Here is a 16,377-nt window from a genome sequence, read left to right as displayed (position 1 = left end):
GGCTAATTCCGCATCAGCCCTGATTAGACACAAAAATATTCATTAACTTTTCGTCTTGCAGACCCAGTACCAGCGGTTGCCTGGTATCTTCCAGCACCACGATGTCGTACAGCTGCCCCACATCACCATCAAAACGCAAAAACGCCACTACCGCATAATCCGTAGTGTCGACAATATAAATACCAGCTTGTGCCTCTGGATAAAGTTGCGCCAGCGGCATCACAGCTTTGACCTGGCTGGTTCGATGTTTAGAACAACACACCAGCATATAATGCTGATAAAAACATAAACCCCGGGTAAAACCAGGTAATTCCAGTACCAGTGTTGACTGGGCTGTTGCAGGGTCGTAACAAAGCACAGTGCCGTAACCTGAATTACAAACATAGACCTTATTTTGAAACATGGTCGGCGAGTGTGGCATATAAAGCCCTGATAACACGGCTTGGTTCTGCGCGACATCAATCAGTAAACCTGTGTGTAAATCATCCAGCTCACGCCAGGACATATGTGCGGTAAAGGGGCCAAAACAAGTGACATAAGCCGGCTGCCCATGCTCCATTGCCATACAGTTCAGATGTCCGGCACCATCACCGGTCGGTCCATCCAGAAAATAAGGCCACCAGCGCGGTTTAAAGCTGAGATCGGGCTGTAGAGTACAAAGACAACTGAATCTGCTGTTGACCAGCCATAAACCTTCTGGTCCCCAACCGACGTCATGCACATTAATTTCACCGGTTATATGAATATTGCGTGGTAAATACAAGGCATCTGCACCTTGCGTTATCTCTGCAGGGACTGCATTGGTATCTGCGCGATAAAAATTGATCAGCTCAGTGTAACTGGTCAGAGTTAGTTTTTTGCCTGATACTGTTACCCCTCTGGGCCTGGCAACCGGCACTAACAAAGTATCCAGCTCACCTGCCACCTCACGCAACACAATCAAACGGTGACCGTCATAAGAAGTGACCGCAATGCTAACGCCAAAACTCTGCAAAAAGGTTAAAAATGAAGCAGTGGAGGAGGAAGAGAAATCAAAGTTCTCTATATCGATTTCATCCTTGCTAGTTTGTTCTGCTGCTGACTGCACAACAGGGCTCCTTTTAATACGATTTCGGGATTTGTGTTATTTGTTGTAGTGCTGCTCTCACATTTAACGTTTTATAATTTTGCTTTGCACCATGGGCATCAAGTTGGGTTCTGACTTCTGCACTGTCAGTTAACAATAGCTCTATCTGCTGTGCCGTCAAATCAGGAACTAGCATCCGCAATAAGGCAACTACAGCACTCACTACAGGCACCGAAGCCGAAGTCTTTGCCATCATCGCAAATCGAGTATTGTCATGAGGATCAATACTCAGGATAAAACTAACCGCCGCCACATCAACGCTCGCTCCCCAACTGGCATTGGCCAGTTGTCCTTGATGATCGGTTGCACTGACCACCAGTAACTCAGGCATTGCCGCCAGCCCATGGTTGTCTCCCCTAGCCGGATTGGCGGCGGCCACAATCACAATCCCCTTGCCTTGATTGGCCGACTGCACCAGATAATGCAGATAATCCCGCAGCGGTGCGGCTACCCATGGCAATAACCAGCTCAGATTGATTACTTCAGCCCGTTGCTGCTCTGCCAGAATAAAGGCCTGCAACAACTGACTCGTCCATGGCTTGGTCAATTTTAATGCAATCATGGCAGCTTCCGGTGCCAGCCCAAAAGCCTGACCGGTCAGATGATCCTGCACATCTGCCTTAGGCGGTAATAGTGCCCGGCCCCAAATCAAGGCTGCGACTTTATCACCATGGCTGCCAGGCTGTTCCGCCACTGCGCCTGGAATATTCATATCAACATCATGGCTAAATACTGGTTTTACTTGCTGTAATGCTTGATGTTTAAAGGTAAAACCGTTGTCTATCAGTGCGATACGCGCACCTTTGCCGCGCGTTTTTAACCAGAGCTGATCCAGAGCTGCGTAACGGAACAAGTTAAACTTTGTTGCATCATACTGCAGGCTGGCAACAGGCGCCTGCAAGAGTGTATCATTTTTGATCAATTTACCACGCAAAGGCAACAGATCTGGTTGAACCAGAATAATGTCCGGTTGCTGCTGTAACAGGTGCAATAACTGCAGACTCCCCTGCAATCCGGTGGTCGATAACAAATAAAGATATTTATCCTGATACTGGTGCAGCAACTGCAGTTGCTGCACCTGCGAGCGCATAGCTGTTGGCAGATTGTCCAACTGATATCGCTGCCGGGTCACTAAAATCAACTGATTACGCACTCGTACTTGAATTTGTCCGGGCCATAATTCGGCAGGCAGGCTCAGACTATCCTCAGTTAAGGGCGCCAGTAAACTGAGTTCAACAGATTGTTTCCCCTGCTGAAAATAAAATTTGTTCTGGCATACCGCAGGGTGATGCCAGAACAGTGCGAACAATAGAATAAAGCCAAACCACCACCGCATCACAACCTAAATCCTCATGTGCTGGCAAGGTGCCATGACCATTGCAGCACAACTTAATTGCGAGAAGGAAATACCCCTTCTAACGCGATGCAAAAACCAATCACCGCATAAGGCTGAGTGTTGGGATGTGCCGCTGCCCCCCCCGTTGATGACAGTGCTTGTGCCATCGTCACATTCGGCGTTGTCACATCATTAAAAGCCTGCAACGCCCCGCCGCCTGTCCCTTTCGCCCTGCTCAGATATGCATTGCTTGCTGCATCCGTTACTTTTGTCGCATCTGTGGGTATCCGCGCCATCAATTGATGACTATGCGCCGGAATTTGCGTCAGGTTTAAGCTGACCGTTAAGTCACCGCCAACTGCAGCGAAATTTCGCGGACTGAGCCCGCCACCCGTTCCCGCAGACATGGCTGCTCTGCCCTGTAAATTAGGCAGACCAAAGGTAGTTTGGGCGTTGCCGCCAAAAGTGTTGCCAATGACGGCAAATAATGCCTGATACTGCTGAACATTAACCAAAGCTCCATTACAGGCCCCGAAATACATCGGAGTATAAGTATATGGAAATAAACGAACTTCACCGATAAATGCATCTGACATAAGACCTCCTGCTGTTAATTGCGCGATGGGAATATGCCATTGAGGCAAATAATAAAATTCAGCACTAAATAGGGCATCATATTGTTATGTGCAGCATTGCCGCCTGTTGCACCTATAGTCCCTGCCTCCATCGCCCCTTCTGTAAAACTAGTTTCGGTGGCACTGACATAATGCAAACCACCGCCAATCAGGTTTGCTGTAACATTACTCAAATTAGCAGCAGTCGTCGAAACCGTCACTTGATGCTGATGCGCCGGCAATTGCGTTTCTGTTAAGGTTACAGTCTCATTACCTATCGCCTGTCCCATCACCCTGTTACTTAAACCTGTCCCTTGTTGGTCGCCAATCGGTAAACGCCCGCGCAGATCAGGTTTACCAAAAGTGGTACTGCCGTTCCCACCATAAGTAGTACCAATTAACGCAAACAATGCCTGATAGTCTTGGATTGCCAGCAATTGACCATCACAGAATGACCAGTTGACCGGGGCAAAATTGCCGGCAAAAATTCGAATCTCTCCTACATATGCATCCATGGTATAGCTCCTTAATTGCGGGATGGGTAGATGCCGACTAAGGCAATGGCAAACTGCACCACCAAACTTGGTTGCATATTATTATGTGGTTGATTCCCACCTGAAATTGCTACTGTGGCCGCATTCAGCTCCACTTTACTAACATCATTAGAGGGCACATAAAAGTTACCACCCGCAGGTTGCGGCGTGGCAAAAGCATTGCTCACAGGCGACACTTTCGTGCCATTGGTCGTTACACCAAATAGCCCATGCGTGTGTGATGGTATTTGTGCTTGTGTCAAGGTCACATTTTCAGTACCACCGATGTTGCCATTGGTGTAATTAGGTGAGCCGGCAGGTTGCCCCGTTCCGGTAGTGGTGCGGCCAAGCGGAGTCCGGCCGCGATAATCCGGTAGGTTAAAATTGGTACTACCATTGCCCCCATACTGCACCCCCAGTAATGAATAGAGGGCAGCGTTTTGCTGAATTGCCATCGTTTGGCCAATACATCTGGCCCAGTTTCTCGGCGTAAAGGCAAAAGCAAACATTCTGACTTCGCCAACGTAAGGATTAGACATAACAACGTGCTCCTTGTAAGTGAGATGACATCACGACCCTTTCAGCCAGCTTGTAGCTGCGGCTGCTCAGGTGTGACGGCGCGACTGACAACTATCTGATAACGATCTGCGGCAATCTGTGACAGATATAACACCACAGCCCCAAAGCCCTGATGGCTTAACTGGTAATTACCGCAGGGGAAATACAAGCCGGATTCAGCCTGTTCCAGCTCGACGGAAAAAGTAGCGAAATTGTGGTGTTGCCAGGCTGGTTGGGTAACGGCGACTAATTTCATCCGGGTTTTCTGCGCCAGGGCATCGCTGACTTCGATTTGTTCGCCGAGCAACGACTGCAGATTGGCAAAATTAAATGCTTCCATGGTCTACCTCTGTGGTGCTTTGCCCTGGCAAGGCCAGAGCAAGATGGTGGCAAATTGCACAGACTTCGCTGTCACAAACTGAACTTTAACTGGCCATCACGATGCTGCGCATCGCTGGCGGATACCAAATCCATTGTTCATAAGGTGGGCTGAGGTCGGCGGGCTGAAAGCCAAGTCTGGCGTACAGCTGTTTTGCAGGTAAATTCTGGCTCAGGACTGTCAGCGTCATTGGCGTGCCCACTTTACTGGCGGCCAGTTGCAGCGATTGCACGACAGAGGCTGCAAACCCCTGACCTCTGGCTTTAGGCAACAGGGCAATATCCACTAAACGGATTTCATTGCTGCCAAAATCCAACGTCACTTTGCCAATGGCTGCACTATGTTTTTCAATGACAAAATACATCGCATTCGGAAACTGCTGACCATAGCCCTGAGTCTGAGCGCGAAATTGCAAATCCATCAATTCTGCGGTGGCTTCTGCACTCTGATCAATCAGGTATAGATCTTGGCGGGTGGATTCAAACAGCTGTGCCAGAAATAACTGGTCACTGGCTGTGGCAGGGCGAACTCTTAAACCGTCAGGCAGTTGAAACATCTCCACTATGGCAAACTCCATCTTGTTATATTTTGAGATACAAGCTAGAACTGAGTGAAATTTATTTCCAGCCAAATCAGGCTGATATTTGCTGATAAATCTGTGATAAAAAATCAATGAAGACAAGGACAGCTGATGAGTGCATATTTTGTGTTATCAACCGGCCGCTGTGGCACCCAGTGGCTAACCGAATTGTTGCGACAACAATTGCCGCAGGCACGGGTCGAACATGAACCACTACATTTTCAATACCGGCCAGATTTAAATGCCGCGACTTTCCCCCTGCAACATAATGCTGAGCTGATCCAGCAGCACCTGCAGCAGATCCAGCAACAACTGGATACTGGCCGGTCTTATATTGAAACCGGTTTTCCGTGCTGGCGTCACCTGTACTGGTTCCGCCAGCAGCTCACCGGGCCGGTGAAAATCCTGCATCTGCACCGTGAGCCACTTTCGACAGTGCGCTCGTTATTAAAGCTAAATGCCTTTGTGCCGCCGTTATTTGACTATATTCCGCTGAAAAATTTTTATCTGCCGGATGCCAGCCAGGATCAGTTGAAGATGGTGCAGGCGCTGTGGCCAACACTGCAACCAGCGGAAAAAAATCTGTGTTACTGGCTGGAGCTACAGGCTTATGCCTGGCAATTACAACAAGACTGGCCCGCCAGTGACTGGTTGACGCTGTCATTCAATGCACTGTTCAGCAACGAGGGGCTGACGAAAATCCAACAGTTTTTTGCGCTGCCGGCAACTGAGGCTGCCGCAGTGATACCAGCCGCTGTCGACCAGTTCGGCGGCAGCATGTTAACGGTTCCACTGGAATTTCCACAACTAAGCCAACACCAGGCCTGGTTGCAACAGGCCAATGCCCTGATCAAGCAGTTGGGATATGCGCCATTGCCATTCGGTGACATTTATTTCGGCGCGACACCACTGCAGTGCGACTGAGCAAAACGCCCCCTTAGCTAACAACTTCAAACGCTGTACTTTACTTGCAGCGCCAGATAAGGAGCCGCCAGTTGCTGATGGATCAACAGCAGCTCAGCGGCGCTAAAGACTTCAGCAGCATGCTGCACACTGGGCTGAAATTGCAGCTTTGATGCTGTATCTGCCGGCACGGCTTGTTTGGCATCGGTTTGCCAAAAAGCCAGCCAACGTGCCTGTTGCTGCTGATCCAGCTGCAGGCCGAGCCAAGCGGCGATCCGCTCTGGACTTAACTGCATCAGCTGCGAATAATCCAGCCAATGCGCCCGCCCTGTGGCCAGTAAAGCCGCTGAATGTTGCATCAGGCTTTGCATCACCTGTATACGTCCAGTCAGTCGTGGTAAGGCCGGACTGAGTAAAGATGAGTCACGCCAGACCGACGGCTGCAAATATACCATTTGTCGGCCGCTAAGCCGCTGATGCGAAGCCAGAATTCGGTCAGGTTCCCGCCCCAGACAGATCACCCTGGCCTTTGGAAATACCTGTAACCACAAAGGCCAGTCCTGCAGATCCCAGGCATTACATTTCACCGCGAGTTTAGTTTCAGCATGCCGAAATTGGCCCTGCAACCTGATCATTAACTGCAATAACTCAGGCTGGGCGGCCGCTGGCCAATGAGGGTCCAGCAACATGTCGCTGATTAACATGGATTCGGATAAAACCTTGACCTCAGTAGCCAAGCCAAGGCTGCCCGACAGCAACGTAGAGCCGCAACGCGACCAGTGAAAAATCAGCAGATCTGGTTCGACTATCGGCAATAATTGCCGTTGTGGCAACAGATCCACCAGCCGGCTGACAGGTTTAATTAGTTGCGCCAGCAGCGACTGGCCAGCCAATTGCAAATCATCCAGATAAAATGGCTGACTGAGCCGGCGCCAAGCCGGTAGCCAGCTGATACTCTGATCTTTGCGACGATAAGTGGCCGGTTGCCAGAGCTTGCTGAATAACACTAATTCGGGCTCTAGGTACAGCTGATTCTGTTGCTGCAAAAACGCCAGCATGACTTCAACCGACAACGCCGGCCATTGCAACGCAGCCGCCAGCACGGCGCAAAAGTCATCGAGACTACTGGCCTGCGTCAATTGCCGTAACCCATCAGCTTGTTGCAATAATTGTCGATAGCGCTGTTGCCGCAAACTGGCGTCCAGTTCAGTTGCTGGTTCAGTCATAGTCAGCCACAGTTGCCATATTCAGCGGATAACAATTAATGTACTGCACCATCCGAGGCAAACTGGCTTTATTGGCACTGGGACCATGCGGCAGCGCATGATGCCAGATAATCAAATCACCAGCCCTGGCAGCAATAGCTTGTACCGGCCAGTCAGACCAGCGCTGCATCTGCAGCAGTATTGGGTCTGGTTCAGGTTGTTGCCGCAACCAGTCACTGATTTGTAAATGAAAACCCGGTACACAACAAAAAGCGCCTTGCTCAGCCGTGGTATCGGTCAGATAAATCATGCCCTGAGTGCCAAAAGGCACAGGTAATGTCAGTGGCAGATCCCAATGCATCTGGGGCCCCGGAAATTGCCAGTCGGCAGTTTCCGGCGGATTAAAACTAACCCGATCTGTGCTCATGGCCAAATCATGGCGCTGCCACAATTGCTGGAAAATCTGTCGGATCAATGGAATTTGCCGATTCTGGTCCAGCGCCGGATGGCGAAACAGTTGCAGCATAATTTTTTTCATTTTATCGCCCTGCAGGTACCAACTGGCGGGTTCCAATGGATCGGCCTGTAAATGTTGCCAGATCGCAGCACGGCTGGCAGCGCATTGTGCCGCCGTTAACACCCCGGGCACCACCAGATAGCCATGCTGTTGCCAAAACGCCAGTTGTTCAGCATTCAGCGGGGCCGGTAACGGACTGGCCGTCTGCAAACCGCTGGCTAGTTGCTGCAATTGTTGGTTGATCTGCTGGATGTGCGCCTCCGATAACCCTCGGCTCTGGACAAAGGCTTGCAAATCGCTCAAGCGATGGCACTGATGCAACGCCGTCAGTCCGGGTTCAAGCCCAATCCCTGCCAAATCCAGTACTGCGCGGTCCAGTTGCCATTCTTCAGCATAAGCGTTATTGGGTAGTTCCCGGTACATTTTCAGTTGCACTTTTTGCCAGCAGCGCTGCAAATGCCACAGTGGTATCACGGAGACATCGGCACTGCTGACCAATTCTGGTTGCTGCGTCTGAAACTCAAAGTGAAAATCCGGATATTCGCCTTGCTGATACTGAAAACTCAGGCTTGAACCCGGCAGCAACCGCAGATTGGTTTTATAGCGAGATAAGGTCAGTTGTGATTGTTCTTGCTGCAACTGGTAGTGCTGATAGATCTGAATGTCGGTGGTGAGCTTTAAGTTCAGCATGCCAGCTTCAAACTGCGGTAGCTGTAAGCGTCCTTGCAACATGCTGCGATCACCTGCAGCCAATTGCGCCGCGGTCTGCCGGTTCAGGCTAAATAACGGCCCTAACAAGGCCGTCTGTAGCCCGGCGTCAGTGTGCCATTGCAACGCCGCCGCCAAATTGATCTGTTGTGGTAACAGTTCACCATCCGCCCGCAGAAATTGCTGTAGATGGGTGAAAATTTGCACTTGCGGTTCTTGCTGCAGCAAATGTTTCATGGTTTCTGACAGGATCAAATCAAAATGGCGACCGGTTTCAGGCTGCCAGACCGTCGCATCCGCACAAACCCATTGGCAGATCCGATCAGAAACGCCAAACAAAGCAGCCAGTTGGCGAAAAGACGCCAGTGATTGTGGATGAATATCCAGCGCCGTGACTTGTAACTGACGGGCGCTGAATAATGCCAGTAAAGGCAGCATCAGCCAGCCCAAGGGGCCGGTACCGGCATACAGCAACAGCACAGGTCGATCCGGCTGTTTGGCGAGGCGATCGCGAATGGCTGCAAAAATGCCCTGGATAAATACCCGGCTCCGCTCCGGATCTTCCGCGCACTGCGCCGCCGTCGTCGGCGACACCGCTTTGCCAAATGCCGTGATAGTGGCATCTGCATCAATAAATAACGGCGGATGCAGCTCCAGGCCGACTTGCTGGCAGAGCCGCTCCAGCCAGGGCTGGATCAACTGCCGGGTCGATCCCGCAGCAGTACAGGCCAGTAACTGCAGTGCGAATTGTTGCAACTGACTGAAGCTGAGTGCAGCATTCACAGGAGAGTTGGCGGGAGCGGAAGATAACACATTGGATTCAGTACTGGCGACCGGCATAAACTTGCTCCTGCAATACAGCGTTGACTGCGCAATCCAGCACCAGATTAATTCTGTCCTGCTGGCCGTTATTTTCTACCCAATGCGTTTGATCAGCATTGATATACCAAAGTTCACCAGCCTGCATCGGCACTTGTTGTTCATTGACATAAAACCGTAATTCAGGGTGGGTTTGCAACGGCAGATGTAAACGGGCTTCACCTTGCTCCAGGCATAAACCATGATCGCGATGCGGTTTAATCAGAGCGCCGGCATGCAACCGCATCAGGCGAACTGATTTCACTGACCAGGGCAGGCTATGCAGCCAGGCCTGTAACGCCGGACACTGGCTGAGCAACGGCAAATCCTGCCAGGCCGTGACGCCGGCGATAGCAAAGCTTTGTAACACAGTGTGGCTATGTAGGTATTCAGCAGCGCAACGAAGCGGTAATACATCCCAACCACCCTGATAATCCCGTTGATTGACATGAGCATGCCAGGCTTGCTGTAGCAGCAATTGCATTTCCTGTTGTAACGCATTCAAGTTGGAAATTGTTGATAACAAAGAAAAAGATACTGCAGTCATCCGGTTGACCTGTACAAAAACTATTGCCAGAAATGTAGCAGATAAAAATGGGACAGAGCAAATTTTGTTCTTGTGCACAAGATGCTGCTCTACGACGCTGTGTTTAATGACAATAGTTTGCAAGAGCAAAAGTGCTTCCATGGGGGATTTTGATGGATTTGCCGAATTGTTGCGACAAGGCTGGTTTTATCGCAGAATAAGCCGTTAGGTCAATGAAAAGTAATACCAACAATTGGCGTCATGGAGCGACAATATGTGATGTTTTTGGCATTCCGGCGCAAATGTGTCAATGACAGCACAGTCCCCAAGTGAAGACACTACAAGCCACGCGTGGCATGCGACCACCAAGACGTCAATCCGCGAGTAGTTTGTTGCTGGCGTATTCAGAGTTAACAATAAAGGAATTCAAAAGATGAAAAAATATAGATGGTCGCTGCTTGCCATTCTTTCGGTGTCAGCGATGGCAGATATGCAGGTCGCAAAAATTGTCGGCTTTGTTCCAGCCAGCATTGCAGGCAAGGAAGTTTTTATCTTTAAACTAGAAGGCAACCCAGCGGGGGGGTGTAATGATACAGGTCGTTATGCCATTAACAGCGACCAGTTGCATTTCAAGGCGACTCAGTCCAGCCTCATTGCCGCCTATCACGCGCAGACTACTGTAACAGTCAACTATTCAAAGAGTTGCAATATTTACCCGAATGCGTGGGACACAAACTACGTTTGTACGGGTCCAATCAATTGCTAATACGTCATCCCGCCTCCAGGCCCTGTATGGCGAACAATTCTGCATCAATGCAACTTGACCAGTTCTGTTTGTCGATAGGGCGTTGAATAGCTTGTAAATCTTCTTGGCAAACGTTCTGCTGCGCTGATGCTGATACTAAGACCGTCATCTTAGGTCAACGGCTTCATTGTGCTACATCATGCAAAGTTAAACCACTTTGCAGCTATTATTGCAGTCACAAGTCAGCAATTGTTGTGAGCTCTGGTCATAGTTGCTTTATCAGCAGTTCACTTACGTTAACCCTATAGCCCAGCCTAGCCCCCAGCTCACGTATTGTTCGTGTGCTATACCCACCCTCACAGGTTAAGGCACTGCTTGCGCAGAGGTACATTGTCAGGAAGCTTTGCACCACGCCGTTACCAGCATCGCACTATCCCTAGGCTACTGTTAGCCGTATAACAGGTCTCGCGACTGCTCCGCTGTATCAGCCGGAAAAGTTGAGACAATAACTACAATAGCTTACGCCGGAGCGTCGCTCAGTAGTGTCATGAACCCTTTAGTCGTGCCAGAAATGGCAGGCTTGACGACGTAAACCTCGCATAGCGTTTTGCCGGCTGACCGAAGTCGCCGTTTTTCTTCTATGGTCATCAACTGATGACAGTGGCTTAGCCTGTTGCAGGCAGCAAACTAGCGCCTATTTCTTCAAGCTGATTCCATCCAATGCAATCAGGCGAAACACTCCCGAAGGAATGCCGCTGATCGGATTGGGTGAATCCGACCAACGGATTTTTCGACTACTATTTTTGCAGGAATGAAGCGGATACGTTAGTATCCGCTTACGGTGTAGCCTGCTAGGTTAGCGACCTCGCGACTCTCGTCGCACGTCGGGTAGCAGCAGCGCATTACTGCGCCGCCGCCCCCTAAGAACCGTACAAGCAAGTTTCCCCGCATACGGCTCAAGCCTTTATAAGCCAATACCTAAGTACCGACCAGCGACTACCTCGGACTAGTCATCTCCATGCATAGCATCAAAGCAAGCCTCACAACGATCATTTGCATGATCTGGTGACTCTACAACCTCCTTGATTGCATCAGTCATGTCCCTTCTAGACTCAAAAGCACCATCTAGTTGGCCACGACTAAACTTTGTGTTTCCTAATCGATAGGCTTCTTCGATTTCACCCCCGATATTGAAAACAATGCCGTCATGAATATCACATCGCTCCAGAACTCCAGCCTCAACGGCAATTCCTATCGCAACAGCATGTTGGTGTTCTCTATTTTCCATATATCTCTTCGTTGTCCCCATTTAAAACTCCTCCTTCGAGAAATAATCAACATAGGCATAAAAGCGATAATTGTCTATATCGAAACACTATGCAATTGCCGATGGCAATTAGGGTGCAGCAAAACTAGGTTATCCAGCTCATCCGATCCGCCTTTTACCTTTTCCACGATATGGTGAATATGCCATTCCGTTTCCTTGGTAATCGGGAACCGGCATACCGGACAGCATTTCTGCTGCCGTAGCCAGAGGTAAAGCACTTTCCGTTGTCCAGCCATTGAGTCTCTCCAAGTGCGCTCAAGCCGCTTCTCAAAGTATTCCTCGTCGGCCAAATCATACGGATTGGCTTCTGCCCTAATCTTAATATGCCGCTTTATCGGCGTGTCATTGCAGTAAAAGAGCCGATACATTTGCTTATCTGCCCCTTCGCCGGAAAACACCCAGTTGCGGGTGCCCACTGACTTAAAATATTTCTCTTTAACCCAGCGGTAACGACGGTTTTTATGCCGCCTGCGACACCACTTCCACAGCATTTTCCAAACCCGATAGTCGACATAATTAAAGGTCTCTTTCGCAACAATGTGTCGATGGTAGTTTGCCCAGCCCCGCAGAACAGGATTGAGCAGTGATACCAACAAACCCGCCGTCACGGTTTTGTTCCCCGAAATTATGCCTTTTACTTTCTGTAGCAAATTACGCAAGTTCTTCCGGCTTGGCTTTATCAACAGTTTGCCGTTGTACTTACGAATATTCTGCCCCAAAAAGTCGAAGCCATCCTCCACATGGGTGATCAGCGTTTTCTCCGGCGATAGCGTCAGCCCCCGTTCAGCCATAAAGGCCTCGACCAGAGGTTTTACTTCATGTTCCAGCAGCTCTTTCGAGATACCGGTAATCACAAAGTCATCCGCGTACCGCACATAGTTGACCTTGGTCTTGTAGCTGGCTTTAGTGTTTTTCTGGCCAAAATGGCTTTCTAACACCGCTTCCAAACCATCAAGTGCCAAATTGGCTAACACAGGCGAAATAATACCCCCTTGTGGCGTACCGGCTTCGGTTGCAAATAAACTACCGGACTCCAGATACCCCGCCTTCAGCCAACGTCTGAGCACTTGTTTATCCAACGGTACGTTGGCAAGCAACCAGTTGTGACTGATGTTGTCGAAGCAACCTTTGATGTCCCCTTCCAGTACCCACTCTGCCGAGCTTTTGCGGCTTAAATTGACGAAGCATTGCTCTATCGCATCAGCCGTGGACCTTATTGGGCGAAAGCCATAACTATTGCGGTCGGCCGTAGTTTCCGACACCGGTTCTAACGCCAACAGGTATAGAGCCTGCATCGCGCGGTCCAGCATCGTTGGTATCCCTAAGGGACGGCGTTTGCCGTTGGCCTTTGGAATATAAACCCGACGTAACGGTTTTGGCTGATAGCCTTGCCGTTGTAACCTTGTAATAGCCTGCCATTTCAACTCAGGCGTCCCCCACAACTCCCCATCAACACCGGACGTCCTTTTGCCCCGGTTTTCCGTGACCCGCCTGACTGCCAATGCCTTGGCAGCAAACGAGCGCACCAGCATCCGTTGCAGAGCTTTCACCCTGCGCCACTGTTGCTGTTTCGTCGCCTTCGCGATCCGTACTTGTAGCCCTCTCACCTGTCGCTGCATCAGATACCAGTCAATGGTATGCCAACTTTGCGCTGGGTGGGAGAACGCAGGTATGGCCATTTTCATCACCGTACTCATCTTGCTTTTCTCCTGTTGCGTTACCCCCACGCAGAAGAGAAGACACACCTCCCCCACGGGGAAGATATTATCTTTCCCCAGTGGGAGTTGTGCTTAAGACGGCTTGCCACGTCTTCACACGATTAAAGACCAGTCTGAATTTGGCACCCTTTCGGGTCAGGGCAAAGTTTGAACCCCTATCCACGCCATTACAGCGCAGCCTTCGCTTGGTCAGACATCCTTTACCCGCTTGTCCAACAGTTTTCCTTACGGATCCCCTGCCTTGCGCAAACAAGGCGAACAATCGGGCTTACCGAGTTCCATTGTAGTTACACGAGTAACTTAGGTTCTGCCTATCCACCGGTGGCCTGAAAACGGCGTATTCCCAGATGTAAGAGGAATAACCAGCCACGTACCTTTTGGTCAGAGCGTAACAACAATCTTTCGCTCAGTGCGGTTGACGGTATTTATCAGCAGTTCACATATGTTAACCATATTACCCAGCCTAGCCCCCAGCTCACGTATTGTTCGTGTGCTATACCCACCCTCACAGGTTAAGGCACTGCTTGCGCAGAGGTACATTGTCAGGAAGCTTTGCACCACGCCGTTACCAGCATCGCACTATCCCTAGGCTACTGTTAGCCGTATAACAGGTCTCGCTACTCAACCGCTGTATCAGCCGGAAAAGTTGAGACAATAACTACAATAGCTTACGCCGGAGCGTCGCTCAGTAGTGTCATGAACCGTTTAGTCGTGCCAGAAATGGCAGGCTTGACGGCGTAAACCTCGCATAGCGTTTTGCCGGCTGACCGAAGTCGCCGAATTTTTCTATGTTTAAAGTCGTCGCCTGGACCAGCGCGGGACTTTTGGCTTAGCCAAATGAATTGCAGGCTGCAAACTAGCGCCTATTTCTTCAAGCTGATTCCATCCAATGCAATCAGGCGAAACACTCCCGAAGGAATGCCGCTGATCGGATTGGGTGAATCCGACCAACGGATTTTTTCGACTACTATGTTTGCGGGTGGGTGTACACTAAGCTAAGTTAGTGTACACTATCGGTGTAACCCCGCGAGGATAGCGACCTCCGCGACTCTCGTCGCATTACATCATGCCGCCCATACCACCCATGCCGCCCATATCAGGCATAGCTGGAGCATCTTTCTTCGGCAGTTCTGTCACCATGGCTTCAGTGGTGATCATCAGTGAACCGACAGAGGCGGCAAATTGCAGTGCTGAACGGGTCACTTTGGTTGGATCCAGGATCCCCATTTCCAGCATGTCGCCGTACACGCCAGTCGCAGCGTTGTAACCATAGTTACCTTCGCCAGCTTTGACGTTGTTGACAACCACTGACGGCTCATCACCGGCGTTGTCGACGATCTGACGCAGTGGTGCTTCCATCGCACGCAGCGCAATTTTGATACCATGGTTTTGATCTTCGTTGATACCACGCAGGTCAACCAGTTTAGCGGCGACACGGACCAGCGCCACACCACCGCCAGGCACCACGCCTTCTTCAACGGCAGCACGGGTTGCATGCAGCGCATCTTCAACGCGGTGTTTTTTCTCTTTCATTTCGATTTCAGTGGCAGCGCCCACTTTAATCACTGCAACACCGCCAGCTAACTTGGCCAGACGCTCTTGCAGTTTTTCTTTGTCGTAATCAGAAGTGGCATCTTCCACTTGCTGACGGATTTGCTTGACGCGACCATCAATGGCAGCTTGCTCACCAGCACCATCAATAATGGTGGTGTTGTCTTTGGTGATCACCACGCGTTTGGCAGTCCCTAAATCTTCTAAGGTTGCTTTTTCCAGTTCCAGACCAATTTCTTCCGAAATCACCACACCGCCAGTTAATACCGCAATATCTTGCAGCATGGCTTTACGACGGTCACCGAAACCTGGTGCTTTCACCGCAGAAACTTTCACGATACCGCGCATGTTGTTGACAACCAGCGTGGCTAAAGCTTCGCCTTCTAAGTCTTCAGCGATGATCAGCAATGGCTTGCCAGACTTGGCCACGCCTTCTAACACCGGTAACAATTCACGGATGTTGCTGATTTTCTTATCAACAGTCAGAATGAATGGATTATCAAGCTCAACCTGGCCGGCTTCAGCGTTGTTGATGAAGTATGGAGACAGGTAACCGCGGTCAAACTGCATGCCTTCAACCACGGCCAGCTCGTTAGCCAGACCCTGACCTTCTTCAACAGTGATCACGCCTTCTTTGCCGACTTTGTCCATGGCATTGGCAATGATTTGACCAATTTCATCGTCAGAGTTAGCAGAGATAGTACCGACCTGAGCAATAGCTTTGGTGTCAGCACATGGCTGAGATAAAGTTTTTAATTCAGCCACAGCTGCGATCACCGCTTTATCGATACCACGTTTTAAATCCATTGGATTCATACCGGCAGCAACAGCTTTCACGCCTTCGTTGATGATGTTCTGCGCCAGTACTGTGGCAGTCGTGGTACCGTCACCGGCTTCGTCATTGGCTTTAGAAGCAACTTCTTTCACCATTTGGGCGCCCATGTTTTCGAACTTGTCTTCCAGCTCGATTTCTTTGGCAACAGATACACCGTCTTTGGTGATCAACGGCGCACCAAAAGATTTGTCCAGAATCACGTTACGGCCTTTTGGACCTAAAGTCACACGAACCGCATTTGCCAGGATGTTGACGCCTTTAAGCATCTTGTTACGGGCTTCATCACCAAAACGTACGTCTTTTGCAGCCATTCTAAAATTCCTCGAAAATTTTTATCAAATCAATGTGTGAAATGCAG

Annotated in this window: 15 protein-coding genes; 2 read left to right on the top strand and 13 right to left on the bottom strand. The window is 50.1% G+C overall.

What is annotated here, in order from left to right:
- Positions 1-13: 13 nt before the first annotated feature.
- The 7 genes from AC53GJ_RS04505 to AC53GJ_RS04475 all read right to left on the bottom strand — a co-directional run bounded on the left by AC53GJ_RS04505 (position 14) and on the right by AC53GJ_RS04475 (position 5,102).
- The gene (locus AC53GJ_RS04505) at positions 14-1,087 is read right to left on the bottom strand and encodes a TIGR03032 family protein (RefSeq protein ID WP_496731344.1); all 1,074 of its coding nucleotides are present in this window, start codon (positions 1,085-1,087) and stop codon (positions 14-16) included.
- 13 nt (positions 1,088-1,100) lie between these two features.
- On the bottom strand, positions 1,101-2,462 hold the full coding sequence (locus AC53GJ_RS04500; protein ID WP_496732762.1) for a S8 family peptidase: 1,362 nt from the start codon (positions 2,460-2,462) through the stop codon (positions 1,101-1,103).
- A gap of 53 nt (positions 2,463-2,515) precedes the next feature.
- Positions 2,516-3,106 carry a phage tail protein gene (locus AC53GJ_RS04495; protein WP_496731343.1) on the bottom strand — a complete coding sequence of 197 codons (591 nt, stop codon included), beginning with the start codon at positions 3,104-3,106 and terminating at the stop codon, positions 2,516-2,518.
- Positions 3,073-3,591 carry a phage tail protein gene (locus tag AC53GJ_RS04490; protein WP_496731342.1) on the bottom strand — a complete coding sequence of 173 codons (519 nt, stop codon included), beginning with the start codon at positions 3,589-3,591 and terminating at the stop codon, positions 3,073-3,075. Before AC53GJ_RS04490 ends, AC53GJ_RS04495 begins: the two co-directional genes overlap by 34 nt.
- A gap of 11 nt (positions 3,592-3,602) precedes the next feature.
- Positions 3,603-4,148 carry a phage tail protein gene (locus AC53GJ_RS04485; RefSeq protein WP_496731341.1) on the bottom strand — a complete coding sequence of 182 codons (546 nt, stop codon included), beginning with the start codon at positions 4,146-4,148 and terminating at the stop codon, positions 3,603-3,605.
- Positions 4,149-4,189: 41 nt separating this feature from the next.
- The gene (locus AC53GJ_RS04480; RefSeq protein WP_496731340.1) at positions 4,190-4,507 is read right to left on the bottom strand and encodes a DUF6916 family protein; all 318 of its coding nucleotides are present in this window, start codon (positions 4,505-4,507) and stop codon (positions 4,190-4,192) included.
- A gap of 85 nt (positions 4,508-4,592) precedes the next feature.
- Complete coding sequence (locus tag AC53GJ_RS04475; RefSeq protein WP_496732761.1) at positions 4,593-5,102, bottom strand: GNAT family N-acetyltransferase; 510 nt, start codon at positions 5,100-5,102, stop codon at positions 4,593-4,595.
- A 135-nt stretch (positions 5,103-5,237) separates the two neighbouring features.
- Between AC53GJ_RS04475 and AC53GJ_RS04470 the strand changes: the two genes are divergently transcribed.
- The gene (locus tag AC53GJ_RS04470) at positions 5,238-6,050 is read left to right on the top strand and encodes a hypothetical protein (RefSeq protein WP_496731339.1); all 813 of its coding nucleotides are present in this window, start codon (positions 5,238-5,240) and stop codon (positions 6,048-6,050) included.
- A 26-nt stretch (positions 6,051-6,076) separates the two neighbouring features.
- Here AC53GJ_RS04470 and AC53GJ_RS04465 read toward each other — a convergent pair whose 3' ends face one another.
- The 3 genes from AC53GJ_RS04465 to AC53GJ_RS04455 are packed head-to-tail and all read right to left on the bottom strand — an operon-like array spanning position 6,077 to position 9,864.
- Positions 6,077-7,255: a sulfotransferase gene (locus AC53GJ_RS04465; protein ID WP_496731338.1), complete on the bottom strand. Its 1,179-nt coding sequence runs from the start codon at positions 7,253-7,255 to the stop codon at positions 6,077-6,079.
- Complete coding sequence (locus AC53GJ_RS04460) at positions 7,248-9,299, bottom strand: phytanoyl-CoA dioxygenase family protein (RefSeq protein ID WP_496731337.1); 2,052 nt, start codon at positions 9,297-9,299, stop codon at positions 7,248-7,250. Before AC53GJ_RS04460 ends, AC53GJ_RS04465 begins: the two co-directional genes overlap by 8 nt.
- Positions 9,280-9,864, bottom strand: coding sequence for an aspartyl/asparaginyl beta-hydroxylase domain-containing protein (locus AC53GJ_RS04455; RefSeq protein WP_496731336.1), 585 nt, complete (start codon positions 9,862-9,864; stop codon positions 9,280-9,282). The genes AC53GJ_RS04460 and AC53GJ_RS04455 overlap by 20 nt, the downstream gene beginning before the upstream one ends.
- A gap of 412 nt (positions 9,865-10,276) precedes the next feature.
- On the opposite strand from AC53GJ_RS04455, the gene AC53GJ_RS04450 reads away from it, so the two are divergent.
- Positions 10,277-10,609, top strand: a complete 333-nt coding sequence (locus tag AC53GJ_RS04450) for a hypothetical protein (protein WP_496731335.1) — start codon at positions 10,277-10,279, stop codon at positions 10,607-10,609.
- Between the two features lie 985 nt (positions 10,610-11,594).
- On the opposite strand, the gene AC53GJ_RS04445 is transcribed toward AC53GJ_RS04450, so the two are convergent.
- From AC53GJ_RS04445 to groL, 3 genes are all read right to left on the bottom strand, one after another.
- The gene (locus AC53GJ_RS04445) at positions 11,595-11,897 is read right to left on the bottom strand and encodes an Ea8.5 family phage-derived protein (protein ID WP_496731334.1); all 303 of its coding nucleotides are present in this window, start codon (positions 11,895-11,897) and stop codon (positions 11,595-11,597) included.
- A gap of 53 nt (positions 11,898-11,950) precedes the next feature.
- Positions 11,951-13,612 (bottom strand): group II intron reverse transcriptase/maturase, encoded by a 1,662-nt coding sequence (ltrA, locus tag AC53GJ_RS04440; protein WP_496731333.1) that lies wholly within the window; start codon positions 13,610-13,612, stop codon positions 11,951-11,953.
- 1,080 nt (positions 13,613-14,692) lie between these two features.
- Positions 14,693-16,330, bottom strand: a complete 1,638-nt coding sequence (gene groL / locus AC53GJ_RS04435) for a chaperonin GroEL (RefSeq protein WP_496731332.1) — start codon at positions 16,328-16,330, stop codon at positions 14,693-14,695.
- Between the last annotated feature and the right edge of the window lie 47 nt (positions 16,331-16,377).

Source organism: Rheinheimera sp. B2H12 (genome assembly GCF_059620065.1).
This window is presented reverse-complemented; position numbering and strand designations above follow the sequence as displayed.